The 24,248-nt window shown below is 66.9% G+C and carries 19 protein-coding genes; 6 read left to right on the top strand and 13 right to left on the bottom strand.

From position 1 onward, the window contains the following. Positions 1 to 16 precede the first annotated feature (16 nt). From ACUDP5_RS13090 to ACUDP5_RS13040, 11 genes are all read right to left on the bottom strand, one after another. Positions 17 to 730, bottom strand: coding sequence for an ATPase (locus ACUDP5_RS13090; RefSeq protein ID WP_263913469.1), 714 nt, complete (start codon positions 728 to 730; stop codon positions 17 to 19). A gap of 9 nt (positions 731 to 739) precedes the next feature. Continuing rightward, on the bottom strand, positions 740 to 2,080 hold the full coding sequence (locus ACUDP5_RS13085) for an ABC transporter permease (protein ID WP_263913470.1): 1,341 nt from the start codon (positions 2,078 to 2,080) through the stop codon (positions 740 to 742). Between the two features lie 7 nt (positions 2,081 to 2,087). After that, a complete protein-coding gene (locus tag ACUDP5_RS13080; protein ID WP_263913471.1) occupies positions 2,088 to 3,245 on the bottom strand; it encodes a polysaccharide biosynthesis/export family protein in 1,158 nt (385 codons plus the stop codon). Between the two features lie 42 nt (positions 3,246 to 3,287). Beyond that, positions 3,288 to 5,348, bottom strand: coding sequence for a glycosyltransferase (locus ACUDP5_RS13075; protein WP_445658942.1), 2,061 nt, complete (start codon positions 5,346 to 5,348; stop codon positions 3,288 to 3,290). Next, positions 5,345 to 7,825: a hypothetical protein gene (locus ACUDP5_RS13070; RefSeq protein WP_263913473.1), complete on the bottom strand. Its 2,481-nt coding sequence runs from the start codon at positions 7,823 to 7,825 to the stop codon at positions 5,345 to 5,347. The genes ACUDP5_RS13075 and ACUDP5_RS13070 overlap by 4 nt, the downstream gene beginning before the upstream one ends. Before the next feature lie 42 nt (positions 7,826 to 7,867). Beyond that, complete coding sequence (locus ACUDP5_RS13065) at positions 7,868 to 9,127, bottom strand: nucleotide sugar dehydrogenase (protein ID WP_445658941.1); 1,260 nt, start codon at positions 9,125 to 9,127, stop codon at positions 7,868 to 7,870. Between the two features lie 629 nt (positions 9,128 to 9,756). Continuing rightward, the gene (locus ACUDP5_RS13060; protein ID WP_445658940.1) at positions 9,757 to 10,260 is read right to left on the bottom strand and encodes a Dps family protein; all 504 of its coding nucleotides are present in this window, start codon (positions 10,258 to 10,260) and stop codon (positions 9,757 to 9,759) included. Between the two features lie 126 nt (positions 10,261 to 10,386). Then, positions 10,387 to 11,337 carry a LysR substrate-binding domain-containing protein gene (locus ACUDP5_RS13055; protein WP_175193514.1) on the bottom strand — a complete coding sequence of 317 codons (951 nt, stop codon included), beginning with the start codon at positions 11,335 to 11,337 and terminating at the stop codon, positions 10,387 to 10,389. An 80-nt stretch (positions 11,338 to 11,417) separates the two neighbouring features. Then, on the bottom strand, positions 11,418 to 13,508 hold the full coding sequence (recG, locus tag ACUDP5_RS13050) for an ATP-dependent DNA helicase RecG (protein WP_445658939.1): 2,091 nt from the start codon (positions 13,506 to 13,508) through the stop codon (positions 11,418 to 11,420). Positions 13,509 to 13,547: 39 nt separating this feature from the next. Further along, positions 13,548 to 13,934 (bottom strand): Rid family detoxifying hydrolase, encoded by a 387-nt coding sequence (locus tag ACUDP5_RS13045; RefSeq protein WP_263913477.1) that lies wholly within the window; start codon positions 13,932 to 13,934, stop codon positions 13,548 to 13,550. An 88-nt stretch (positions 13,935 to 14,022) separates the two neighbouring features. Beyond that, positions 14,023 to 14,931: a LysR family transcriptional regulator gene (locus tag ACUDP5_RS13040; RefSeq protein WP_263913478.1), complete on the bottom strand. Its 909-nt coding sequence runs from the start codon at positions 14,929 to 14,931 to the stop codon at positions 14,023 to 14,025. 124 nt (positions 14,932 to 15,055) lie between these two features. Between ACUDP5_RS13040 and ACUDP5_RS13035 the strand changes: the two genes are divergently transcribed. From ACUDP5_RS13035 to ACUDP5_RS13025, 3 genes are read left to right on the top strand one after another with little or no spacing between them, the layout of a single operon-like run. Beyond that, positions 15,056 to 16,414 (top strand): acyclic terpene utilization AtuA family protein, encoded by a 1,359-nt coding sequence (locus ACUDP5_RS13035; RefSeq protein ID WP_445658938.1) that lies wholly within the window; start codon positions 15,056 to 15,058, stop codon positions 16,412 to 16,414. Beyond that, positions 16,411 to 16,845, top strand: a complete 435-nt coding sequence (locus ACUDP5_RS13030) for an AtuA-related protein (protein ID WP_445658937.1) — start codon at positions 16,411 to 16,413, stop codon at positions 16,843 to 16,845. The genes ACUDP5_RS13035 and ACUDP5_RS13030 overlap by 4 nt, the downstream gene beginning before the upstream one ends. 45 nt (positions 16,846 to 16,890) lie before the next feature. After that, a complete protein-coding gene (locus ACUDP5_RS13025) occupies positions 16,891 to 17,853 on the top strand; it encodes a tripartite tricarboxylate transporter substrate binding protein (RefSeq protein WP_263913481.1) in 963 nt (320 codons plus the stop codon). Positions 17,854 to 17,945: 92 nt separating this feature from the next. On the opposite strand, the gene ACUDP5_RS13020 is transcribed toward ACUDP5_RS13025, so the two are convergent. Next, positions 17,946 to 18,722, bottom strand: a complete 777-nt coding sequence (locus ACUDP5_RS13020; RefSeq protein ID WP_263913482.1) for a ferredoxin--NADP reductase — start codon at positions 18,720 to 18,722, stop codon at positions 17,946 to 17,948. Positions 18,723 to 19,062: 340 nt separating this feature from the next. On the opposite strand from ACUDP5_RS13020, the gene ACUDP5_RS13015 reads away from it, so the two are divergent. From ACUDP5_RS13015 to ACUDP5_RS13005, 3 genes are all read left to right on the top strand, one after another. Further along, complete coding sequence (locus tag ACUDP5_RS13015) at positions 19,063 to 20,106, top strand: Fe(3+) ABC transporter substrate-binding protein (protein WP_263913483.1); 1,044 nt, start codon at positions 19,063 to 19,065, stop codon at positions 20,104 to 20,106. A gap of 166 nt (positions 20,107 to 20,272) precedes the next feature. After that, the gene (locus ACUDP5_RS13010) at positions 20,273 to 21,943 is read left to right on the top strand and encodes an iron ABC transporter permease (RefSeq protein ID WP_263913484.1); all 1,671 of its coding nucleotides are present in this window, start codon (positions 20,273 to 20,275) and stop codon (positions 21,941 to 21,943) included. Between the two features lie 5 nt (positions 21,944 to 21,948). Then, on the top strand, positions 21,949 to 22,725 hold the full coding sequence (locus ACUDP5_RS13005; protein ID WP_263913485.1) for an ABC transporter ATP-binding protein: 777 nt from the start codon (positions 21,949 to 21,951) through the stop codon (positions 22,723 to 22,725). 71 nt (positions 22,726 to 22,796) lie between these two features. Here the strand turns inward: ACUDP5_RS13005 and ACUDP5_RS13000 are convergent, their stop codons facing one another. Continuing rightward, a complete protein-coding gene (locus ACUDP5_RS13000; protein WP_263913486.1) occupies positions 22,797 to 23,774 on the bottom strand; it encodes a tripartite tricarboxylate transporter substrate binding protein in 978 nt (325 codons plus the stop codon). Between the last annotated feature and the right edge of the window lie 474 nt (positions 23,775 to 24,248).

Below are 24,248 nucleotides of genomic sequence, written 5' to 3'. Positions count from 1 at the left end.
GATCTCGGAGCCGCTCTCAGAAGCCGAGCTGTCCGTCATCGAAGCCGCCGAGGACGTCGTCGCCTGTTCCTGAGTCGCTTCGTGATCGTCGCGGTGGGAACTTCTGGATGCACTGGTCGAGGTCGTCTTCGATGCGGAGTGCGCTTCGTTCATAAATCAGGCCCTTCAGGCAATAGTCCGCCAACTGATTCTGGCGGTAACTGGAAAGAATGAGCGTCCTGCCGATCAGCCGTTCTTCGAACAGCGCCAGCCACAGACGGGTGAAGCGGCAGGGCTCGAAGGGGATGGCCCCTTCGATCACGTACACGTCGAACGCCGGCGCCAGGGCCAACGCAAACGAAAATTCCTGCCGCGCAAACAGCGGCCAATGTTCCATCGGCCGGGAAAGGACCTTGGGGTCGGTGATCAGGTCGGCCACCAGTTCGTACGTGGCATCGGCATCGAGCTCGTACATCTGGCTGACCAGTTCGATCATGCTCACGCCGCTGGCCTTGCCGCGGATGAAGCCCTGCCGGCCGATCGCCCAGGACACGTTGCCATCGTGATGGACAAAGCCCTGGCGCGGCGGCCGCAGGCCGCACAGCAGATCGATGATCTGGCGATGCAGCTCCGGCGCGGGCGACAGCAAGGCATAGCGGCCGACGGGAATGTCCAGGTGGGCATGGGAAAGCAGCGCCTGCCGGCTGCCGAAGGCCTGGGGATCGTCCGTCACGCCATTGAGATGAATCATCGTCGTTCCTCACATGGGCTGGATGTTGGGACGGGCCAGCCGCTCTGCGGCCAGGGCCACCACCATCAGGAAGACCAGGCTGGTCAGGAAATAGCCCAGGCTGGCATCCTGCGACGTATAGGCGTCGAAGTAGGCCGAGCGCAGCAGCTGCATGCCGTGCGCGAAAGGCAGCCACAGCATCCAGGGCCGCAGGTTCTCGGGCAACTGCTCCGAGACGAAGAAGACGCCCGAGAAAATCTGCAGGAAGCGCTCGATCACCGGCGCCAGCCGCAGGAAGAAATGCCAGCAGGTGGCGATCGCCCCGAACAACAGCCCCATCGCCGCGGCGCAGCACGCCATCAGCACCACGAACAGCATGAAGCCCGGCCAGCTCCTGGGCAGCGTGATGAGGTCCAGCGCATGACCGGCCGTGATCAGCACCACGAACACCACCAGGTACACCGACACGTACAGCAACGCCTGCACCAGCGCGCACATCAAGGGCGACACGCCCTGGAAGTTCAACAGGCCGCGCGCCGACACGTAGGCGGTGCTGCTGCGAAAGATGATCTGGCGAAACATGATCCAGGTCGTCGCGCCCAGCAGCGAGAACGTCTGCACGTCCATCCCCAGGATGTAGTGCGTGCCCATCAGGATGTACAGCGACGAAATCAACGTCAGCAGCACCACCGGCCCCACCAGCGCCCACAGCAGCGCGATCCGGCTTTCGCCGTGCATCACGTTCAGCTGGTAGACGAACAGTGCCAGCAGCGTGCGCCCGCCCGGCCAGCCGCGGCCGATGATGCGCGGATGATGCCCGGCATGCAGGCCGCGCAGGCGATCCTGCAGGATCGCCAGGTCGCCGGCCTCCCCCGGGGGCAGCTCCATTTCCAGCGCGATATCGTTGCGCGAGGCATGGCGACGCGCATCCCGCGCCTCGTCCTGCCTGCGCCGCTGTTCGCGCCGCGCCTGCGCGTCGGCCAGGCGCTGGTCCTCGGCCACCAGCCGGGCGGGCAGGTAGCCGGGCGCGAACACCTCGATGCCGGCGCGGATGTCCTGTTCGAGCAGGCGCACGATGATGCGCAGGCGCCGCCGCGAAAAATCCGCCAGCGCCTCGTCGACCTTGCTGCGCGCGATCTCCGCGTCCAGCTCGGCCTGCACGGCCTCGTAGACCGCCCGCCGGGCGGCCACGGAGTCATGCGGCTCGCCCTGCAGGCGCGCCAGCAGGGGCTTGAGCAGGACGGCCGGCTCGGCCTTGGCCTCGAACAGCTTGGCGGGATCCAGGCGCCAGGCATCGACGCCCGATCCCACTGCGTAGCTGCTGTCTTTTTTCCGCGCGCGCCAACCCTTGATCCGATCCTCGTTGCTCATCGACGCACTACTGGCTGACGCCGGTCGAAGAGCCGCCGGAATTCGAATCGATGGCCCGCGTGGCGCTGAAGCCGGCGCTCATGGTCACGCGGAACGCGGACAGCACCTTCTGCACCTGGGTGAACGGCGCATCCGAGATATAGATCGCCTGCCCTTCACGCACGGTGAATTCGCGGGCCAGCGCCACCTGTTCCGGACGCGTCAGGTCGAACTGGTACACCACGGGCAACAGATCCGGCTTGCCATCCACCCCCGCCTTCGCGGGCGTGAACAGGAAGACCGAGCGCGGGTCCGCCGTCTGGTCGTCCAGGCCCTTCGAATCGGCCAAGGCATCCAGCACGCTGTAGTTGCGCTTGCTGATCGCCACGCGGCCCTGGTTGCCCGCCGCGCCCAGCACCGTCAGGAACTCGCGCGATTCGTATGCGGTAATGACGTCGCCCGACCGCAGCAGGATGTCGTTGTTCTGATTGCGGTAGATGTCCGACAGGCGCACCGAGGCCACCTGGTTGTCGCGCCGCAGGCTGATGACCAGCTGCTCGGGGTTGGTCTGCACCGGCGCGGCCTGGGCCAGCGCGCTGCTCAGCCGCTGGGACGTCTGCGTAATGGGATACATGCCCGGCTTGGTCAGGTTGCCCTGCACCGTCACCATCTGCCCGCGTGCCTCGGCCGCGCGCGTCACGCTCACGTCGGCCCCGGCCACCAGCCGGCTCAGGCGCGCCACGATGGCGTCATGCAGCTGGCCCAGCGTCTTGCCGCCGGCCTGGAACTTGCCGAGGATGGGAAAGGACACATTGCCGTTGCGGTCCAGCTCCTGGTTGCCCAGGTCGCTCACGCCGGACGGATCCGCCGCGAACACGCCCAACCCGCCGCGTTCCCAGACCTTGACGTTGATGCCGTCGCCGGGCACCAGGCTGTCGAAACCGGCCTCGGTCAGGTCGCGGTAACGCACGGGAAAATCGGAGACTTCCGGCACCCGGCTCTCGCGCGCAAGCTCGCGCGAGGCAGGCATCACGATGACGTCCTTGGCGTCATGCGCGCCGGTCATCTCGGCCAGCATCGGCCCGGAACGCGGCAACTGGCAGCCGCTCAGTGTCAGTACGGTAATCAGCAGCAGAGCCGGCGCCGCAAAGGGGCGCCGGCCCGCCGCCGGGACGTTCATTTGCATAACTTCCTTTTGTTCTTCAGAACGAGAGTGGCGGACGGACGTTCAGGCCTGCTTGAGCTGCATCGCCGGCGGTTCCATGGACTCGTCGTTCTCCGACACGGGCATGAACGGCATGCACAGGCTCAGGAACTTGGCCAGCATGGCCTCCAGCGAAAACAACGTCTGCGCCCGGTTGCGGCTTTGCGCTTTCAGGCGTTCATCGGCGCGCACCCGGTCCACGATGGACACGACCTTGTCGCAGGCCTCGTGCAGGTCGGGATGTTCGACGTCGCCCAGCAGGTGCCCCGTCTCGCCTTCCTCGAAACACTCCCCTGCCCCGCCGGCCGGCGTCGAGACGACGGGTACGCCCAGCAGTTGCGCCTCGATCAGCACGTTGGGCAGGCCCTCGTAGCGCGACAGCAGGACCTTGGCATCCATTTGCGAATACCAATAGCCCACGTGGTTCGACAGGCCGACGAGCAACAATCGGTCCATCACGCACAGCTCTTGCGCCAGCGCCACGATGTTGTCGTGCAGGCGCCCATCGCCGACGATGACAAAGCGCGCCTGCGGCCGCTGTTTCAGGTAGAGCGCCGCGAGCTTGATCCACAATTGCGGCCGCTTGTCCGGTTCCAGGCGGAACACGCCGCCGATGGTTTCCGTGGCGTCGGCCGTGCTTTCCTGGAAGGCCTGCCATTTTTCCTGGTCGGTCGCCGCCGCGTCGGTGTTCAGGTCCGGCACGCCGTTGTACAGCACGTGAAAGCGCACGATGGGGATGCCGAGCCATTCGGCATAGGCCTCGGCGGCCTTGCGGCTGTTGCTGACGAAATGCACGCCGGGAACCTGGGCCAGGGCCTGGTACAGCTCGGGATACTCTTCGCGGAAACGGTCCTTGCGGATGTTGGGCGGCAAGCCGCGGAACACCAGGTGGATGGTCGGTGCGCCGGCCAGCAAGGCCGCCAGCGCGCCGAACAGGCACGTGCCGTCCTGCCACAGGCTCACCACGTCGAACGTGCTGGCGCGCAAGACGGGCGCCAGCCGCGTCACGCCATAGTGAACCGGCGGGGGCAGTTGCTCGAGCAGGCGGGTCAGGCTGCCGTCCGGTACCGACTGGTGCGCCACCGAGATCGCGGGCAGCTTGTTGATTTCCGTGACCGGAATCTGCGCCTTGACCAGCACGGACAGGAAGAAATCCAGGCCCTGCTTCTTGGTGGAACCGGCCGGCTCGGTGTGCTGCTTGACCAGCACTTCGACCTTTTCCGGCTTCATCGGCACATCGACGGGGCGCGGCTCGGGCGCCTCCGCCATGCGGGCCAGTTCCCCGGCCAGTCGCGTCAGTTGGCGCTCGGCGCCGCCGGGGCCCAGGCTGCCCGTCACCAGCGCCACCGAAACGGGCTTGTCGGGCGAGCATTCCGGGATCTGCCGGTTGCGGAAATGCAGGATGGCGTGCTTCATCGACACGATCCGGATGTCCTTGCCGGCCAGCGCGGCTTCGGGTTCCAGGCGCTGATAGAAGGCGTAGTCGCTGGCCAGCCCGTTGGCCAGTTCCGCCGCCTTGCTGCCCGGCGCCAGGTGCTTGGCCACGGGCGAGATGACCTCGAAGGCATCCGCCAGCAGGCCGCGCTTGCGCAGGCGCTTGGCAAACTCGACGCGAATGTTGCGGTCCGTGTGCTGCAGGATCAGCCGGCGGAACAAGGCGTCCGACTGCTCATACGCACGGATGTCGTTCAGCAGCTTGGCGCGGGAGAACAACCGGGCGGGGTTCTCGGTGGACGCAGGCAGGTGCCGGTCCACCAGGGCCAGCGCGTCCTCCAGGTGGCGCTCCTTGACCAGGCGGGTCGCGCGATAGCGCACGATTTCCAGGTCATCGGGGCATTCGCGCAATAGCGTGGCCCACTGTTCGGACATGCCCTCGTTCAGGCCCGCCGCCTCTTTCAACCGAAGCAGCAGGAAACGGACCTTGGGGTCGGACAGGTGGTCCCGCGCCAGCGCTTGCGCGTCGGCCAGGTTGTCCTGCGCGACCTGGACCCGACCCGATGCCGCCACGATTTCCTCCAGCCGGGCCTGCACCTGCCGCAACTCGGAATCGGCGCTCTCGCGCTCAGTGATCAGCGGCGGATTCATGCGGCCTTCCTGCGGTTGGCCTTGTCGATCCACACCAGGCAGCGCTGGATGTAGTGATCGTACTGGGCCGGGTTGTCGGAACGTTGCTGCAGCGCGCGCCAGTAAGGCAGGGCCTGTTCGAAGCGATGCAGGCGCATGGCGCCGACCGCGGCCAGGCGCAGGCCGATGGGATCGTCCGGCACCAGTTGCAGAATGCGCTCACCCAATGCCAGGCGCTCGGTGGTGCTGGACGAGTCCAGCGCGCGCGCTTCGGCGTACAGCACGGCGATGATGCGGCGCTTTTCGTGGTCGACTTCCGTCATCTGCGGCCAGGACTGGGCGACACGCTCCAGCAGGGTCCAGGCCGCCTTGGCGTCACCGGCCGACAGCAGCTCCCGGGCGCCGCGGATGGCGCGCGGCCCAAGCCTGCCAAGCTGGCGCTCGGCCTCGTCCTTGGCGCCCTGGTCGGCCGAGGCGTTGGCCAGCACCATCTTGTAGGCGTCGATGGCCTCGCCGAACCAGCCGCCGTTGAACGCGACGCGGGCGAAGTGCAGTTGCGTGCTGAAGGGCGCCGACTCGTTGGCGGCCGCCTGCTCCAGGTGCCGCATGGCGGTCTGCTTGTCGCCCAGCGCGTCGGCCGCGCGGCCACGCATCGCGTGCAGCTCGGGGAATTCGACCTGGGTGTCGAGTGCGATGTCGGTCAGGTCGATCACTTCCTTGTGATTGCCCGCCACCAGCGCGGCCCGTACGCCCAGACGCATCGCCCGCTCGAAGGCGCGCTTGGCGCGCACGCCGGCCAGGGCATCGGGATTGAGCAGGCGGTGCGCGCTGATACGCTCGGCGGCATCACGCAGGCGGCCTTCATCCAGCGCCTGCGTGCCCTCTTCGGCCCAGGTCGCGGCCTGCGCACGCAGCCAGGCGGCGATGTCTTCCTGCTCGGTATCGGCCAGCTTGCACGACACGGCCAGCGCCGCCGCGGCCATGATGCAACCGCGCCACGAGGCTTCCTTGACCAGTTCCAGCGCCTCGACATCGGTGAGCGCGGGCGACTCGGCCGCCAGCGCGCGCAGCCCGGCGCGGTCGCCGGCAATCAGCCGGTCGCGCCACAGCATCGCGAAACTGCGGCCATGCGCCGGAATGGCCTCGCGCACCTCATGCACCCAGCGCAAGGTGGCTTCCATGTCGCTGCCGGCCTGCAGCAGCGAGAGCACGGTGTCGGCAGCTTCCGTGGCGGTCGGGTCCTGCGGCGACGAGATGCGGAACAACTGCTTCCAATTGCCCAGGGCTTCGTCCACAAAGCCCAGGTGGCCGGCGGAAATGGCCGCGATGCGCACGATTTCCGGGGTCTCGATTTCGTCGCCCAGCAGGCCTGCGGCCAGCGAGTGGGCAACGTCATGGCGGCCCAGCTTGAAATGGTTGCGCATCAGGATCTGCTCGGCCTTGCTGCCGGTGGCCAGCGTGCCGTCCGCGCTGCCCAGCAGCGCCAGCGAGCCTTCGTAGTCGCCCAGTTCTTCCTGGATGCGTGCGAACAGCAGCGTGTGGTCCGGCAGGCCGGGATGGCGGCGCAGCACGTCGCGCAGGCGGCGCGAGGCTTCGCGCAGCTCGCCCGACTCCCAGAGCTTCTCGATGCGTTCTGCGCTTTCGTCGGCGCTCAGCTTGGGCACGGACGGTTGCGGCGTGGACGCGCTCATGCGCGGACGCACGAAAGTCTTGTACCACTCGGTGTACAGGCGTTCGGCGAACAGCGGCGTGTAGTGCGTCAGGTCCAGCCCGCCGTCTTCCAGCGCGTCGGCCTGGCCGATCTTGTTCATCAGCGGCGTGGGGTCGTAGCACGGCACGCCGATGCGCTGCGCGCTGGCGGCGACGGCGGCGATCAGCTGCGCCCGCTGTTCGATCGGCACGTTGTCGGGCGTCATGGCGTTGACGTGCGTGACGAACACGATCTTGTCCCGGCCCAGCAGGTCGACCAGCTCGCGCATCTGCTGCTCGATCTCGTCGTCCGTCTGTTCGCGCTTGACGATGCGGGCCAGCAGCTCGCGGTTGTCCGGCGACAGGCTCTTGAAGACCGGATCCTTGTCCAGCCATTCGCGCCGTTCGGCCAGCCGTTCTTCGGTCGCCTGGGACCAGAATGCGCGGGTGCGGGCGCGGTCGGCGAAGAACTCGCTGAAAAAGCGCACCAGGTAGTTGGACTGGATCGGGTGGGCGCCAATGGTCAGCAGCTTGCGCGAGGACAGCTCGACCATGTACAGGTCGGCCGGCTTGTGCGTGCCGCGGCGGGCCTGCTCGCCATTGGACGGACGGAAGATCAGGCGCTGCACGTCAGCGGGAATGTCGGCCTGGCCGAACATGAAGCGGGCCTGCTGCAACGCCTCGGCGCTGGTGTGCACGAAACCGTAATTGCGGCCGAGCTGCTGCTTGATCGGGTAGCGTCCCACGGCATCGCGTAGCGGCGTGTGGATGCGGCAGGTGCCAATCGGAGCGATGGTAAAGGCGGTCATTCCGGGCCTCTCCTGTGTTGATGGGTTACGCAAAACCTGGACTCAAAGCGTCCAGTACACGAGGCCGGGCTGAAGCCGGCGGCTGTCCAGTACGGATTTCAGGTCGCACACCATGCCGTCGGCCTTGACCAGCTGCGGCAGGTCTTCCCAGATGGTGGCCATGGTCTCGCGGTGCGGCACCGCCAGGATCAGCACGTCCATGTCGCGGAACTGGTCGCGATCGACGAGGCTGATGCCGTACTCATGCTGCATCTGTTCGGCGTCGACCATCGGGTCGCAGGCCACCGGCGTGATGCCGTAGTCGCCCAGGGCGCGATACAGGTCGACGACCTTCGAATTGCGGATGTCCGGCACGTTTTCCTTGAACGTCATGCCCAGGATGCCGACCCGGGTCGAGGCGTTCAGGCGGCCGTTGCGGGCCAGGGTCTGCACCACGCGCGAGGCCACGTGGCTGGCCATGCCGTCGTTGATCCGGCGGCCCGACAGGATGACTTCGGGGTGGTAGCCCAGTTCCTGCGCCTTGGACGTCAGGTAGTAAGGGTCCACGCCGATGCAGTGGCCGCCGACCAGGCCGGGCGTGAACTTCAGGAAATTCCACTTGGTGCCCGCGGCCGCCAGCACTTCGGCGGTACGGATGCCGACCAGATCGCAGATCTTGGACATCTCGTTCATCAGCGCGATGTTGATGTCGCGCTGGGTGTTTTCGAGCACCTTGGCGGCTTCGGCCACCTTGATGGACGAGGCGCGATGCACGCCGGCGTCGATGATCTGTTCGTAGACGCCGGCGATGATCTCCAGCGACTCCTCGTCCTGGCCGGACACGATCTTGACGATCTTCTCCAGCGGGTGCTCACGGTCGCCGGGGTTGATCCGTTCGGGGCTGTAGCCCAGCTTGAAGTCGATACCGCAGCGCAGGCCCGAGGCCTTTTCCAGTTCCGGACCGCAGATTTCCTCGGTGGCGCCGGGGTGCACGGTGGATTCGAACACCACGATGCAGCCGGGGCGCAGCACGGGGCCGATCGAGCGGCAGGCGCGCACCAGCAGGGAAAAATCGGGGTTGTTCTTCTCGTCGACGGGCGTCGGCACGGCAACGACGAAAAAGTCGCACCCTTGCAGTTCGGTAACCTGATCGGTGAACTGCATGCGGGAAGCCAGCAAGGCCTCGCGTTCGATTTCGCCCGTCCAGTCCTCACCCTGTTTCAGGCTCGTGATCCGCCGCTTGTCCACATCAAAGCCGACGACATCAAAGCGCCTGGAAAATGCCACGGCCACGGGCAGGCCGACATATCCAAGACCGCACACTGCGATTCTCTTTACCACGGGGGACCTCACTGTTTTCGTCGTGTCGAGTACATAAAAAACCGACACCCAGGAACCGATCGACCGGTTTGGAATCGAATGACTATTCCCTGCCTGGGGTGGACTCGTTGCTCAGAATTAATTACATCTCGATACCGCGTTATACGTGTGGGTAGCGAGCCAACGAATCTTAGGCGGCTGAGACAGCGAAATTCTTTCTAAAAGTTTTCATCGCTGTGGAAATAAATCGGAAATATTGCAATAAACCGGGGGAAATCCCTCAGACAAACGCTTTGTTCATACAAATAGAAATAGATTAGATCGTTTGTTTTGTTAGTAAATGTATAAAGTCGTTTTCTAATCTTGGTTTAATAAAACCGCAAGGAATGAGTATGGAATCCTGGGTTATCTATTAATCCCCGGGAACCCCTCCCGATATTGCAACCTGAAGTCACTGATCGCGTCGGAATCACTGCAAAATATCGTCCCATGCCTGTATCAGGAAAAATCCAAACCTATTGACCATTCTCCGGCGGCGGGGCATGGCGATGGCGCGGCAAAAAAAATGCCCCCGACACCGCAAGGTGCCGGGGGCATTTTCGTGGCCGCGCCGCTCGGGGCGCGACGGGGGTTTACTGCAGCAGGCTGCGCAGCATCCAGGCGTTCTTTTCGTGCACGTCCAGGCGCTGCGTCAGCAGGTCGGCGGTGGGTTGGTCGTTGGAGGCGTCGGCCTTCTCGAAGGCCGCACGGGCGGTCTTGGCGACCGACTCGTTGGCGCTGACCAGGAGGCGCACCATTTCCAGGGCTTCCGGCACGGACTGCGGCTCGGCGATGGACGACAGCTTGGCATATTCGCGGTACGTGCCCGGCGCGTAGTGGCCCAGGGCGCGGATGCGCTCGGCGATGCTGTCCAGCGCATTCCACTCTTCGGTGTACTGGGTCATGAACATCAGGTGCAGCGTGTTGAACATGGGCCCCGTGACGTTCCAGTGGAAGTTGTGCGTCATCAGGTACAGGGTGTACGAATCGGCCAGCAGCTTGGACAATTCGCCGGCCACCGCGGCGCGGTCCTTGTCGGAGATGCCGATGTCGATGCGCGGAACGGAGGTGGAGGTCTTCTTGGAGGTCTTTGCCATTGCTAGCTCCCTGTGGGGTTGGTGGACAAAATCAGGATAACACCGCGAATACGGCAATTTCGCGGCAAAAATGCATGCCAATCAACGACTTGGCGGTCTCTTGACGCAACGCAAGCGCGGCCCGGATCAATCCTGCACCGCGGCCGTTTCGTCGGACAGCATCCGCACGCCCGGCAGTTCGCATTCGTACACCGCCTGGGCCAGCGCCTCGATCGCCGCCAGGCGCGGAAAGCTGCGGCGCCAGGCCAGCACCACGCGACGCTCGGGCACGTGGCCTTCGAACGGCAGATAGCGCAGCAGGCTGTTCGAAGGCGGCGGCTGCGGCACGGCGGTCACGGGCAGCACCGTCACGCCGATGCCGGCCGCCACCATGTGGCGGATGGTCTCGAGCGACGAGCCTTCGAAGGTGCGCTGGATGCCATCGCTGGCCGCCGAAAAACGCGACAGCTCGGGGCACACTTCCAGCACCTGGTCGCGAAAGCAATGGCCGCTGCCGAGCAGCAGCATGGTCTGCTGCTTCAGGTCCTGGGCATCGATGGCCTTGCGCTGCGCCAGTTCGTGGTCCTGCGGCACCGCCACCACGAAGGGCTCGTCGTAGAGCGGCTGCATCACCAGCCCCGCTTCCGGCAGCGGCAACGCCATGATGGCGCAGTCGATCTCGCCCTGGCGCAAGAGTTCGACCAGGCGCACGGTGAAGTTTTCCTGCAGCAGCAGCGGCATCTGCGGCGTGCGGCCGATCTGCACCGGCACCAGGCGCGGCAGCAGGTACGGCCCGATGGTATGGATCACGCCCACGCGCAGCGGCCCGGCGAGCGGGTCATGCCCCTGGCGCGCGATTTCCTTGATGCTGGCGCTTTCTTCCAGCACCTTCTGGGCCTGGGCCACGATGCGCTGGCCGATGGGCGTCACGCCGACTTCCGCGCCGCCGCGTTCGAACAGCGTCACGCCCAATTCGTCCTCGAGCTTGCGAATCGCCACCGACAGCGTGGGCTGGCTGACGAAACAGGCTTCGGCCGCCCGGCCGAAATGCCGTTCGCGCGCCACCGCGACGATGTATTTGAGTTCGGTCAGAGTCATGGTGGACTACGCCCCCAGGGGTTGGGCGCCGGCCCGGCGGGCGGCGCTGGAAAATGGGAAGGTCATGGTGGTTGCGGCCGTCATGTGCGCAGGAAGTCTTCCCTGCCCCGCATCCAGCGGGCCAGGTGCGCCTCGACAGAAGCGGGGTGTTCGGCGCGCAGCCAGACCGCGGCATCGCGCGCGTCTTCGGCAATGGCGGCGTCGGTTTCCAGGTCGGCAAAGCGCAAGAGCGCCATGCCCGACTGGCGCGTGCCCAGGAATTCGCCCGGGCCGCGCTGTTCCAGGTCGCGGCGCGCGATTTCAAAACCGTCGGACGTCTCGAACATGGCGCGCAGCCGTTCGCGTGCCACCTGCGACAGCGGCGTCTGGTAGAGCAGCACGCAGACCGATTCGGCCGTGCCGCGCCCTACCCGCCCGCGCAGCTGGTGCAACTGCGCCAGCCCGAAGCGTTCGGCGTGTTCGATGACCATCAGCGAAGCGTTGGGCACGTCGACCCCGACCTCGATCACAGTGGTGGCCACCAGCAGGTCGATGTCGCCTTCGCGGAAGGCCTGCATCACCGCCGCCTTTTCGGCCTGCGGCAGGCGGCCGTGCACCAGCCCGATGCGCAGGTCCGGCAGGTCGACCCGCATGCCTTCGTAGGTGTCCACCGCGGTCTGCAGTTCGAGGGCTTCGCTTTCCTCGACCAGCGGGCAGACCCAATAGGCCTGCTGCCCGCCGCGCGCGGCCTGGGCAATGTGCGCGATGACTTCCTCGCGCCGCGCCTCGGACACCAGCTTGGTCAGCACCGGCGTGCGGCCCGGCGGCAGTTCATCGATGACCGAGACGTCCAGATCGGCGAAGAAGGTCATGGCCAGCGTGCGCGGGATGGGCGTGGCGCTCATGTTGAGCTGGTGCGGCACGATGCGGCCGCGCACGGTTTCGCCCTTGCGGGTCAGCGCCAGGCGCTGGCCCACGCCAAAGCGGTGCTGCTCATCGACGATGGACAGCCCCAGGCGGTGGAATTCGACGTGGTCCTGGATCAGGGCCTGGGTGCCCACCACCAACTGCACGCTGCCGTCGGCCGCCGCGGCGGCAGCCTCGCGGCGCGCCTTGGCGGTCAGGCTGCCGCTCAGCCAGGCCACGTTCACGCCCAGCGGCTGCAGCCACGACACCAGCTTGCGGAAATGCTGTTCGGCCAGGATTTCGGTGGGCGCCATCAGCGCCACCTGCGCGCCCCCGGCAATGGCCTGGGCCGCGGCAATCGCCGCCACGACGGTCTTGCCGCTGCCGACGTCGCCTTGCAGCAGGCGGTGCATGGGGTACGACTTGGCCAGGTCCGCCGAAATCTCGGCCACCACGCGCTGCTGCGCGCCGGTCAGCTTGAACGGCAGGGCCTGGTACAGCCGGTCGACCAGCCCGCCGGCTTCGTTGCGCACGGGCAGCGCCTCGGCCTCTTTGATGCGGCGCGCGGCCCGGGCCGCTGCCAGCGACAGCTGCTGGGCCAGCAATTCGTCGAACTTGATGCGGCGCCAGGCCGGATGCACGCGTTCGAGCAGCGCGGATTCGGATTCGCCCTGCGTGGGCGTGTGCAACGCGCGGATCGCCGGCTCGAACGGCGGCAGGTCGTAACGCGCCAGCGCTTCGGGCGGCAGCGTGTCGGACAGATCGGCGCGGTCCAGCGCCTGGGCAATGGCACGCCGCAGCGTCGGTTGCGGCAGGCCTTCGGTGGTGGGATAGACGGGGGTGAGCGCCGTGGGCAGCGGCGCATCGGCGTTGGTCATGCGCGGGTGCACCATCTGGCGCCCGAACAGGCCGCCACGGACTTCGCCGCGTGCGCGCAGCCGCTTGCCCACGCTGACCTGCTTTTGCTGGCTGGGGTAGAAATTCAGCCAGCGCAATTGGAGTTCGCCGCTGTCGTCCACCAAGGTGGCGGTGAGCTGGCGCCGAGGCCGGTACAGGACCTCGGATTTGGTGATCTCGCCTTCGACCTGGCCGGGAAAGCCCGGCCGCAGGTCGCTGATCGGCACGATGCGGGTTTCGTCCTCGTAGCGCAGCGGCAGGTGCAGCGCGAAGTCCTCGGGCAGCACCAGGCCCAGGTTACGCAGCTTGCGCTCCGTATCCGTCATGGCTTTGCCGGCGCCTTTGGGGTCGGCGCCGGATCGCTTGGCTGCCACGGCCGCGGCCGGCATATGGGATGAAACCCCTGGCAAATCGCGCGTGGTCTGGCGTTACAGGACCAGGATCGCTTCGACTTCGAACTGCGCGCCCTTGGGCAGGCTGGCCACGCCGACGGTCGAACGCGCCGGGAACGGCTGCGGAATCAGTTCGGCCATGATGGCGTTGGCGGCGGTGAACTTGCCCAGGTCGGTCAGGAACAAGGTCAGCTTGACCACGTCGTTGAGCGTGCCGCCGGCGGCCGCGACCACGGCTTCCATGTTGGCGAAGGCCTGGCGCACCTGGGCGTCGAAGTTCTCGGAAACCAGGTCGCCCGTGCCGGGCTCCAGGCCGATCTGGCCGGACAGGTACACAGTCTTGGTGCCGGTCGTGGCAACCGCTTGCGAGTAAGGGCCGACGGCGGCGGGCGCGGCGTCGGTATGGATGATTTGCTTGCTCATGGGCGGAATCCTCGGGTGACGGATAGAAACTACAGCTATCGGATTTTAATCGGCAATAGGGTTTTGCGAAACCCCGGAATCTTCCATCTTACCCAACCTTCGGGGCGCCGCCGATGTCCGCGCGGCTGGCCCAAAGCAAGTCGTACAGCGCCTGTGCGGCCAACGGCAGGCTGCGCCCCTGGCGCCACACCAGGTACAGCGGCCGCAGCAGCGCCTTGCCCGCCAGCGGCACGATGCGCAGGTCCGCCCCGCCGAAATGGAACAGGGTCATGGCCGGCACCACCGCCACGCCCAGCCCGGCGCGGACCAGCCCGGTGACGGTGGCCAGGTGCTCCACCTCGAACAGCGGCGGCGGTGCGTCCGGGCCGAACGCGGCGTCCAGGTGCTTGCGCACGCTGCTGTTGCGCGCCAGCTGGATCAGCGGAAATTTGACGACGTCGCGCAGCCGCACCCGCACCGCCTGGGCCAGCGGATGGTCGGCGCGGCACACCAGGAAATAGCGGTCGGCGTGCAGGAATTCGCTGTCCAGGTCGCTCATGTCCGGCCGCCGCGAGGCCACGGCGAAATCCACCTGGCCGTCGCGCACCATGTCCAGGCACGGGTCGAGCAAGGCATCGCGCAGGTCCACCGCAATGCCGGGATGCTGCGCGCGAAACCGGGCCAGCAGGTGCGGCAGCCAGCCCGCCGCCAGCGACGGCAAGGCGGCCAGCGCCACCCGGCCTCGGCGCCGGGCGGCGTGGTCGCGCAGGTCTTCCATCACCAGGTCCATGTCCGCCAGCAGGCGCCGGGCCGAGGCGTCCAGCACCCGGCCTTCGGCGGTCAGCTCCACGTTGCGGGTGTTGCGGTCGAACAGGCGCAGCCCGGCGCTGTCTTCCAGTTGCCGGATGAGGGCGCTGAAGGCCGGCTGCGTGAGGTGGCAGCGCTGGGCGGCGCGGGTGAAGTGCCTTTCGTCGGCCAGGGCCACGAAAGCGCGCAATTGGCGGGCAGACAGATTCATGGCTTTTCTTTATGAATTGATCCGATATTTCTATTTTACTGATGAGCGGGCGCTGCCTATAGTGGGCTCCAGTTTTCCCTGCGCGACCGGCCGCCCGGCCCGCCGCGCCCAGCCTGGACCCTTTATGCCTTCCTCTCCCCTGCTCATCGGCTGCGCCTCGGGCTTTTCCGGCGACCGCAGCGACGGCGCCGCTGCCGTGGTGCGCACGCTGGCCGCCCGGGGTGGCGGCACGCTGATCTTCGAGACGCTGGCCGAGCGCACGCTGGCGCTTGCCCAACTGGCGCGCAACCAGGACCCGCAGCGCGGCTACGAGCCGCTGCTGGATGACCTGGTCGCCCCCGTGCTGGCCGACTGCCTGCGTCACGGCATCAACATCGTCAGCAATTTCGGCGCCGCCAACCCCGTCGCCGCGGCGCGCCGCATTGCCGAACTGGCCGCCCGCCAGGGCCTGGCCGCCCCGCGTATCGCGGTGATCCACGGCGATGCACTGGAATCGGCCGCGCAGCGCGACCTGCTGCGCCAGCGCCTGGGCGCGGCACTGGACGGCGTGGACGTGGTCAGCGCCACCGCCTACCTGGGCGCCGTCGACATCGCCCAGGCCCTGGCGGCGGGCGCACAGATCGTGGTGGCCGGCCGCGTGGCCGACCCGTCCTTGACGCTGGGCCCGGCGTTGGCGCACTTCGGCTGGGACCTCGCCGATTGGCCGCGCCTGGGCCGCGCCACCATGGCCGGCCACATGCTGGAATGCGGCCTGCAGGTCACCGGCGGCTACTTCTGCGTGCCCGGCCTGAAAGAAGTGCCGGACGTGCATGCGGCCGGCTTTCCCATCGCCGAGATCCAGGCCGACGGCGAATTCGTCATCGGCAAGGCGGATGCCACCGGCGGCGCGGTCGACGCGCGCACGGTCAAGGAACAACTGCTGTACGAAGTGCATGACCCGGCGCGCTACCTGACGCCTGACGTCGTGGCCGATCTTTCAGAGGCCCGGGTGCAGGACCTGGGCGGCAACCGCGTGGCCGTGCGCGGCATCACCGGCCATGCGCGGCCCGACGAATTGAAAGTCAACGTCTGCTATCACGGCGGCTGGCTGGCCGAGGCCGAGATCTCGTATGCCGGCGTGCAGGCCGAAGCGCGCGCCCGGCTGGCTGCCGACATCGTGCAAAAACGCCTGGGCTCGGCCCTGCGCCTGCGCGCCGACCTGATCGGCGCCATCAGCATCCTGGACGACGACGCCGGCACATTACGCGGCGCGCAAGCCGACGGCCACGGCCGCGACGTGCGCCTGCGCATGGCCGGCGAACACGCCGACCGCGCGGTGGCCGAACGCGTGCTGCGAGAAGTCACCGCGCTGTACACCTGCGGCCCGGCCGGCGGCGGCGGTGTGCGCACCGCGCTGCGTCCGCGCCTGAACATGGTGTCCTGCACCATCCCCCGTGACGCCGTGCACAGCGGCTGGCGCTTCCTGGAAGAGATCGCACAATGAACCCTGCCACCGCATCCGGGGCGGCTGCGCCCCAAGCCGACTCCCCCGTGGCCGCTCCCCGGGTGGCCGTATCCCTGTACCGCCTGGGCCACAGCCGTTCCGGCGACAAAGGCGACATCTCCAATCTGAGCCTCATCGCCTGGGACCCCGAGTGCTACGCCGTGCTGGCCGAGCAGGTGACCGAGGCCCGTGTGGCCGCCTGGTTCGCCTACCGCCACCCGGTGCGCGTCACCCGTTACCTCTTGCCCACCCTGCACGCCATGAACTTCGTGCTGGAAGGCGTGCTGGACGGCGGCGTCAACGACGCGCTGAACCTGGACGCCCACGGCAAGAGCCTGTCTTTCCGCCTGCTGGACATGACGGTCCGGGTCAGCCCCGCGCTGGCCGACCGGCTGCCCGACATTCCGGGCGACCGCCCCGCCCCCGCCTGACCCGTTTGCCCCCCCGATAAAAAAACACACCCAGGAGACAACACCATGCGCTTTACCCTCAAGAGCCGGCTGGCCCTGCTGCTGACGGCCCTGCCGCTGACCGCCATGGCCCAGACCTTTCCGGCCAAGCCCATCACCTTCATCGTGCCCTTTGCCGCCGGCAGCGCCACCGACCAGATCGGCCGCGCCATCGGCCAGGGCGTCACCGAGCAGACCGGCCAGGCGGTGGTCATCGAGAACAAGCCCGGCGCCAGCGCCATGATCGGCGCCGCCACCGCGGCCCGCGCCGCGCCCGACGGCTACACGGTGCTGATCACCACCAACACCACCCATGCCGCCAACGAACACCTGTACAAGACGCTGACGTATCACCCGGTCAAGGACTACGCCCCGATCTCGCTGTTGGGCAAGGGCGGCCAGATCATGGTGGTCAACCCCGGCTCGCCCGCCAGGACGGTGGGCGACTTCCTGGCGCAGGCGCGCCAGTCGCCGGGCAAGCTGAGTTTCGGCAGCGGCAGCTCCAGCAGCCGCATCGCGGGCGAACTGCTGCAGCAGATGGCGGGCGTGCAACTGCTGCACGTGCCCTACAAGAGCAACCCGCTGGCCGTGACCGACCTGCTCGGCGGACAGATCGACATGATGATCACCGACACCGCCACCGGCCTGCCCCAGGTCAAGTCAGGCAAGCTGCGGGCGCTGGGCGTCACGGGCCTGACGCGTTCGCCGCTGGCGCCGGACGTGCCCACCATCGCCGAATCCGGCGTGCCGGGCTACGAGATGGGCTACTGGTTCGCGGCCTATGCGCCGGCCGGCACGCCGCCCGACGTGGTCAAGCGCCTGAACGAATTGCTGGTCAAGGCCACCCAGAGCGCGCCGGCCAGGCAGTTCTATGCCCAGACCGGCACCGACCCGGCCTCGTCCACGCCGGACGAGCTGGCGCAGTTCCAGCAGGCCGAATCGAAGAAGTGGGGCGACATCATCAAGAAGGCCGGCATCCAGCCGGAATGAGCCGGCAGGCCCCTGCCCCCAAAGCAAAAGCCCCGTCGTGCAATGCAGGACGGGGCTTTTTTTTCATGCGAGCAGCAGGCGCCGCCGGCGGCTTATTTGTCGACGAAGGCGCGTTCCACCACGTAGTCGCCCGGCTGGCCCACGCCCGGCGACACCACGAAACCGCGCTTGTCCAGCATGGCGCTGATGTCGGCCAGCATATGCGGGCTACCGCAGATCATGGCGCGGTCGGTTTCGGGGTTGATCGGGGGAATGCCGATGTCGGCGCACAGCTTGCCGTTTTCCATCAGCTCGGTAATGCGGCCCTGGTTGCGGAACGGTTCGCGCGTGACGGTCGGGTAGTAGACCAGCTTCTCGCGCACCACGTCGCCGAAGAACTCGTTGTTGGGCAGTTCCTTTTCGATGAAGTCGGCGTAGGCCAGCTCGCTGACCCAACGCACGCCGTGCACCAGGATGACCTTGTCGAAGCGTTCGTAGACGTCCGGGTCCTTGATGATGCTCATGAAAGGCGCCAGGCCGGTGCCCGTGCCGAACAGGAACAGGTGCTTGCCCGGCTTGAGGTCGTCGACCACCAGCGTGCCCACCGGCTTGCGGCTGACCAGGATGGTGTCGCCTTCCTTCAGATGCTGCAGGCGCGAGGTCAGCGGACCGTTCTGCACCTTGATGCTGAGGAATTCGAGGTTTTCTTCGTAGTTGGCGCTGGCGATGCTGTAAGCCCGCAGCAGGGGCTTGCCTTCGACTTCCAGGCCGATCATGACGAAGTGGCCGTTGTGGAACCGCAAGGCCGCGTCACGCGTCGTGGTAAAGGAAAACAGGGTGTCGTTCCAGTGGTGCACGCTAAGCACGCGCTCGGTGTTGAAAGCAGCCATGTCGTATCTAGTAAGAGCGGAACAAGGAGCAGGCCATCGAACCGGACTTGCACCGCAAGGTCAGACCGCGCCGCACAAAAGACGCGGCCGGTATTAGGGTTGACCCTATTCTACAGGGTCTCGATGATAATTGCTCTCATTATTCCGTAATACCCTTATGCCGTATTGATGGGGATCAAGGGCGGGATTGCACGGCTTACGAACAGTTGAATGGCTTAAAACTTCCTGTTATTGTCCCGTTCTCACTTGATAATCATTTTCGTTAGCAGACCGCTTTGCAAGGCGGCAACGCCATCCATCCGTTGGCTTTGACCGCCGCATCCCTTGCCGGAGTTCCTTCATGTCTATGCGTCCCCAATTGAAAACGCTGCTGCGCACCCTGGCCCTGGCCGGTGCCGCCGCGTTTGCCGTCCCGGCCCACGCCGCCGAGGAAGTCAGCCTGTACACCACGCGTGAACCCAAGCTGATCCAGCCGCTGCTGGACGCCTTCACCAAGGAAAGCGGCATCAAGGTCAACACCGTCTTCGTGAAAGACGGCCTGCTCGAGCGCGTCAAGGCCGAAGGCGCCAAGTCGCCCGCCGACGTGCTGATGACGGTGGACATCGGCAACCTGCTCGACCTGGTCGACGGCGGCGTGACGCAATCGATCAAGTCGCAGACGCTGGAATCGGTCATTCCTGCCAACCTGCGCGGCGCCGACGGCAAGTGGTTCGCCCTGTCGCTGCGCGACCGCGTGCTGTACGTCGAAAAAGACCTGAAGCTGGACAGCTTCCGCTACGAAGACCTGGCCGATCCCAAATGGAAGGGCAAGGTCTGCATCCGTTCGGGCCAGCACCCCTACAACACCGCCATGGTCGCTTCGATGATCGCCCATGACGGCGCCGAAGCCACCGAAAAATGGCTGCGCGGCGTCAAGGCCAACCTGGCCCGCAAGGCCGCCGGCGGCGACCGCGACGTGGCGCGCGACATCCTGGGCGGCATCTGCGACATCGGCCTGGCCAATGCCTACTACGTCGGCCACATGAAGAACGCCGAAGCCGGCACCGACGCCCGCAAGTGGGGCGACGCCATCAAGGTGATCCGCCCGACCTTCGCCAACAGCAAGAGCGGCGGCACCCACGTGAACGTCAGCGGCGCCGCCGTGGCCGCCAACGCGCCCAACAAGGCCAACGCCGTCAAGCTGCTGGACTTCCTGGTGTCCGAGCCCGCCCAGGCGCTGTACGCCCAGGCCAACTACGAATACCCGGTCCGCAAGGGCGTCAAGCTCGACCCCGTGATCGCCAGCTTTGGCGAACTGAAGGTCGATCCCCTGCCCCTGACCGAGATCGCCAAGTTCCGCAAGCAAGCCAGCGAACTGGTGGACAAGGTCGGTTTCGACAACTAAAACGCGGCCAGGCGGCGCCACCGGCGCCGCCCGCCTGCCTTCAGGCCTGCCCCTGCCCAAGCCCGGACTCGCGCCGGATTGGGCAGCGGCAGGCCTTGACGCTCCAGGCGTTGCCCCGCGCAGCGCCCTTTTCGCAGCATTATTGAAGCAGCAGCCTTTCTGAAGCATGCATACCGATTCCCTGCCCCGGCCCCTGCGGTTGCGCTGGGCTGAACGCGGCGCCGGCTGGCTGACCGGCGCGGTCCTGATCGCCCTGGCCGTGCTGGCGCCCGTGCTTACGCTGGTCTGGTGGGCGCTGGGCGGCGACCTGTCGCACTGGCAGCACCTGGCCAACTATGTGCTGCCGCACGCCCTGGCCAACACTGCCCTGCTGCTGGCCGGCGTGGGCGTGCTGGTCACCCTGCTGGGCACCGGCGCCGCCTGGCTGGTGACGGCCTACGAATTCCCGTCACGGCGCGCGCTGACCTGGGCGCTCTTGCTGCCGCTGGCGGTGCCCACCTACATCATCGCTTTCGCTTACCTGGATCTGCTGCACCCGATCGGCCCGATCCAGACCGCCCTGCGCACCCTGCTGGGCTACGACAGCCCGCGCCAGTTCCGGCTGCCGGACCTGCGCTCGATCTACGGCGCCATCTTCGTGCTGGGCTTCGTGCTGTATCCCTACGTGTATCTCAGCACCCGCGTCATGTTCATGACGCAGGCCGCCAGCCTGCTCGAAGCTGCCCGCACGCTGGGCGCCGGCCGCTACGGCGTGTTCTTCCGGGTCGCGCTGCCGCTGGCGCGGCCGGCCATCGTGGTCGGCGTCAGCCTGGCGCTGCTGGAAACGCTGAACGACATCGGCGCCTCGGAATTCCTGGGCGTGCAGACCCTGACCGTGTCGGTCTACACCACCTGGGTCACGCGGTCCGACCTGGCCGGCGCCGCGCAGATCGCGCTGACCATGCTGGCCATCGTGATCGGCCTGATCCTGCTGGAACGCCATGGCCGCAAGCGCCAGCGCTACGCCAATACGCAACGCATGCGGCCCATGCAGCCACGCCGGCTGCGTGGGGCGGCCGCGGCCCTGGCGGTGGTGCTGGGCTGGATCCCGGTGCTGGTCGGCTTTGTCGCGCCAGCCTTGTACCTGGTGGTGGAAACCAGCAAGCGCCTGCACCTGGTGGGCGGCGTGTCGAACCAATTGCTCAACGGCCTGAGCAATACGCTCATCGTGGCCTTCAGCGCGACGATCGTTACCCTGGTCTGCGGGTTGATCGTGGCCTGGGCCGGCCGCACGCTGCGCGAAAGCGCCGGCTTCAACCCGGGCCGCGCCTGCGCCCGCATCGCCAGCCTGGGTTACGCGGTACCCGGCACCGTGCTGGCGATCGGCCTGCTCACGCCCTTTGTCTGGATCGACACCGCCGTGGCCAAGCTCTTCGGCGGCACGGGCCTGTTCCTGATGGGGTCGATGGCCGCGCTGGTATGCGCCTACGCCATCCGCTTTCTGGCCATTTCCACCGGCGCGCTGGAAGCGGGCCTGGCGCGCGTGCCGCCGTCGCTGGAACAGGCCTCGCGGCTGCTGGGCGAGACCTCGGCCGGCACGCTGCGCCGCGTTCACCTGCCGCTGCTGCGCCCGGCCCTGGCCGCCAGCGCGCTGCTGGTGTTCGTGGACGCCATGAAGGAACTGCCAGCCACGCTGCTCTTGCGGCCAATGAATTTCGACACCCTCGCCACCTGGCTCTATGCCGAAGCGGCCCGCGGCACCTACGAAGAAGGCGCCGTCGCGGCGCTGGCCATCGTGCTGGCCGGCCTGTTGCCCGTGATCCTGCTGGCGCGCACCAATCTGAAAATGGGACATTGACCACCGTGCCCGATCTGCTTGAACTCGACCATATTTCGCTGGCCTACGACACCCCCAAGGGCCTGCGCCCCGTGGTGCAGGACCTGACGCTGGGCCTGCCCACCGGCGATATCGGCTGCCTGCTGGGCGAATCCGGCTGCGGCAAGACCACGGTGCTGCGCGCCATTGCCGGCTTCGAGCCGGTGCGCGCCGGCCGCATCCTGCTGGACGGCAGCGTCATCTCGTCGCCCACCGAACAGGTGGCCCCCGAAAAACGCCGCGTCGGCATGATGTTCCAGGACTACGCGCTGTTTCCGCACCTGTCGGTGGCCGAGAACGTCGCCTTTGGCCTGCGCCGCCTGGAGCGCGCCGAGCGCACCCGCCGCGTCGAAGAAATGCTGACGCTGGTCGGCCTGGCGCACGCGGCCAACAGCTATCCGCACGAAATCTCCGGGGGCCAGCAGCAACGCGTAGCGCTGGCGCGCGCCCTGGCGCCCTCGCCCGACCTGCTGCTGCTGGACGAACCGTTTTCCAATCTGGACGTGGACACGCGCGAACGCCTGGCGTTCGAAGTGCGCGAGATTTTGAAGACCACCGGCCACACCGCCATCCTGGTGACGCACAACCAGGCCGAGGCCTTCGCCATCGCCGACCGCATCGGCGTGATGGCGGCCGGGCGCATCGCCCAATGGGACACGCCCTACAACCTGCACCACCATCCCGCCGACGACTTCGTGCGCGACTTCATCCGCCGCGAAACGCTGGTCGAGCAGCGCGAACAGGTGTTCGCGCGCGGCCGCTAGCCCGCGAGCCTTGCAGGCAGCGGGCACGGCGGCGCCCCGCCGCCCATGCCCCCCCCTGCCACGCCGACGCGTCAATCCGCCGACAGCTTCACCTTTTGCGACAGCGCCTTGAAGGCGTCGTACTGGCTGCGCGTCAGGCGCTCGACTTCCTCGGGCGTCGAACCATACGGCATGAAGCCGGCCTGCTCCAGCTTGTCCTTCACATCCGGCATGGCCAGCGCCTCGCGGAACGCGGCGCTGAGCGCGGCCGTCACTTCCGGCGGCATCCTGGCCGGACCGTACACCGCGAACCACGGATCCACCACGGCTGCGCCATAGCCCAGCTCGGCCAGCGTCGGCACGTCGGGCAGCGCTGGCGCGCGCTTGCTGCCGGTCACCGCCAGGGCGTGGACCTTGCCCGCCTTGATGTGCGGCAAGGACGCCGGCAGATTGTCGAACATCACCGGCAAGTGGCCGCCCAACAGGTCGTTCAGGCCCTGCGCGCTGCCCTTGTACGGAATGTGCTGCATGCCGGTACCGGTCAGCTGGTCGAACATCACGCCCGCCAGGTGCATCGACGTGCCGGTGCCCGGCGTGCCGAAGGCAGTGCCGGGATGCTGCTTGGCGTAGGCCACCAGGTCCTTGACGCTGTCGACCTTCAGGGCCGGGCCGGTTTCCAGCACCACGGTGGAGGCGCCCAGCATGCTGACGCCGGTGAAGTCCTTGGTCGGGTCGAACGGCATCGACGGGTAGACGAAGGGATTGAGCGCGTTGGTCGAAATGGCGCCGAAGCCGATCGTGTAGCCATCGGGTGCGGCCTTGGCCACGGCGTCCATGCCGATGTTGCCGCCCGCCCCGGGACGGTTCTCGACGATGACGGGCTGGCCCAGTTTCTCGGCCACCTTCTGGCCCGCGGTGCGCGCCACCAGATCGGTGGTGCCGCCCGCGGTGTAGGGCACGATGAAGGTGATGGGCTTGGCCGGATAGCCGGCCGCCTGCGCGGCGGCGGCGCCGTGGACCAGCGCCAGCGCGGCCACGGTACGCAGGACGTTCAGGGTAATGCGTTGCATGATGTCTCCATCCCTATTGTTATCAAGTTAGGGATGCGCATCATACTGCTGCGCACGGCGTCGTGGCGGCCGCGTGAAAACGGACGCGAGCCGGCCTTGCGGGGATGCACCAGGTGGCGCGAACTTGGCGCGACTGTGGCGCAATGCATACGCCTTGCGCCAGATTGACGGCGCTTTGCCCATGATGATGCGTCACCTCGTGGCAATCGATGATAGAGTGGCGCTCTCTTGGGGCCCGCGCCCTCACACAACCGAACTGCACAGGAGGAAAAAATCATGCAACACACGATGCCACAACAAACTTCCCACGCTGCAGGCCGCGTCTAGTCCGTTCGAATTCTTCTTGCTGTCGCCACTGCATGCCACCCGCGCATGCAGCCCTGCCCGTCAATCCGACGGGTGACGGTCGCATAGCAATCCATTCGCATTGCCTTGGCCCGGACCTGCCACACAGGGTCTCCCATACGCCTCGCC

Source organism: Achromobacter sp. NCFB-sbj8-Ac1-l (genome assembly GCF_052695805.1).
This window is presented reverse-complemented; position numbering and strand designations above follow the sequence as displayed.